Below are 2,029 nucleotides of genomic sequence, written 5' to 3'. Positions count from 1 at the left end.
GCCCAACCGCACCCGAGACCAGCAGACTGGTGGAACTTCGGCAGCGAAGTCGATGTCAGCAGTGAAGGAAGGACCCGCCATGAGCATCACCCAGAACGGAACCTCGACCCGCTCGGTGCATTCGGGCGCCACCCCTGAATCGCACACCGGTTCGGTCGTCGCCCCGATCTTCCAGACGTCGACCTTCATGATGGACACTCCCGGTCAGACTCGTGCCGGCTTCGACTACGCGCGCACCGGCACCCCGAATCGCAGCGACCTCGAGCAGGTGCTGTGCGAACTGGAGAACGCGAGCTTCGCGGCGGCGGTGAACTCGGGGACTTCTGCCGAGGTCGCGGTCTTCTCCGCACTTCTGAGTCCCGGCGATGAGGTCATCATTCCCCGCGACATCTACGGCGGCACCTACCGACTGCTGGTCAACGAGTACGAGCGCTGGGGTGTGGGCGTCCGCACCGTCGACCTCACCGACACGGAGGCGCTGGCCGCCGCGATCTCGGCCAAGACCGCGATCGTGTGGGTCGAGACCCCGAGCAATCCCGGTCTCGACGTCGTCGACATTGCGGAGACGGCCAAGCTGGCCCATGCCAACAACGCGATCCTCGCCGTCGACTCCACCTTCGCCACGCCCATTCTCCAACGCCCGATCGAACTCGGCGCGGACGTCGTCATCCATTCGACGACGAAGTTCATCAACGGCCATTCCGATGTCATCGGCGGTGCGGTCCTCGCCGGTGACGGCACCACCTGTCCCCGTGCCGCCGAGGTTGTCGAACGTCTCGACTCCCACCTCGCATCCGTGGGGTTGGGCATCGCTCCGTTCGACGCGTGGCTGACCCGTCGCGGCATCAAGACGCTGCCGGTGCGGATGGCCAAGCACTGCGAGAACGCGCAGGCCGTAGCCGAATGGCTGGAGAGCCGTCCCGAGATCGCCGAGGTGTACTACCCCGGGTTGTCATCTCACCCAGGACATGAGATCGCGAAGAAGCAGATGAGCGGATTCGGGGGAGTCGTGTCATTTCGCACCGACACCGAGGCGCGTGCCCTGTCGCTGGTTCAGAGCACCGAACTCATCACCCTGGCCGAATCACTCGGCGGGGTCGAATCCCTCATCGACCATCCGGCGACCATGACCCACCTGGCAGTCGCAGACTGCGAGCTCAGTGTCTCGCCGACATTCATCCGGCTGTCCCTGGGCATCGAAGACATCGCCGACATCCTCGCCGACCTCGAGTCCGCGCTCGCCGCGACGGTGCAGGCTCCTGACCGCGAGAGTTCGGATGCGGAGACATCGGGCGTGGAGGCGCCGGTTGCGGACCCCTCACCGGCAGCTCCTAAGCACCCTGTTGCAACGGTATGAATAGCGATCGACGGTGCCGCGCGCCGTGCTAACCGTAGCGTGTGGAAGCGCGGGTAGGAATCGGTGCTGACGGTGTGTGGTGCGAAGGTCGGCATAGCGCGTAACGGTGCGGCAGTGGTGTGAAACGTGTGCTCGGTCACCGGTGATGGGGGAAAACCCGACGCTGGGTCGGCGGTCAACGTGCTGTTGGCAGATCGTTGACTCCCGTAGCGTAATTGCTATGAGTGAGAACACCCCGAAGAACCCGCAGGAATCGGAGCCGCAGGACACCGATTCTCCGGAGCCGCAGGACACCGATTCTCCGGAGTCGCAGACGCCGGATGAGGAGAAGTCCATCGGCGCCGAGGCGATCGTCAACGCACCACCGACCGCCGAGATCTCCGAAGCTTCGGCCAGCGGACCCGACGATGGCTCGAGCGACGATGTCGTCCGGGCGCCCTTGGCGACGGAAGCCGGGGAGTTCCGGACGTCTCCGATGGATCTGAACGTTCCGTTCAGTGCCGGCACCGGCCAGGAGCACGGATCAGCTCAGGCTCAGCACCCGTCGGCGACCGAGTATCCGACGCAGCAGTACACGCGGCCCTATCCCCAAACCTCCGTGATGAATGCGAACTCCTCACAGGTATCACCCGAGCAGGAGCAGTCGCGCCAGCGCCCCCAGCCCCACCCGAA

General features: G+C 65.1%; 1 protein-coding gene and 1 pseudogene. Both read left to right on the top strand.

What is annotated here, in order from left to right; all coding sequences use genetic code 11:
* Positions 1–52 precede the first annotated feature (52 nt).
* Positions 53–1,357 (top strand): trans-sulfuration enzyme family protein, encoded by a 1,305-nt coding sequence (locus L0G76_RS15920; RefSeq protein WP_369696202.1) that lies wholly within the window; start codon positions 53–55, stop codon positions 1,355–1,357.
* A 220-nt stretch (positions 1,358–1,577) separates the two neighbouring features.
* Positions 1,578–2,029 (top strand): annotated as a pseudogene (locus L0G76_RS15915) (hypothetical protein); the annotation flags it as partial.

This window comes from Brevibacterium picturae (assembly GCF_030453725.1).
Lineage (GTDB): Bacteria > Actinomycetota > Actinomycetes > Actinomycetales > Brevibacteriaceae > Brevibacterium > Brevibacterium sandarakinum_A.
Note: the sequence above shows the minus strand (reverse complement) of the source record. Positions and strands in the feature narration are given on the sequence as shown.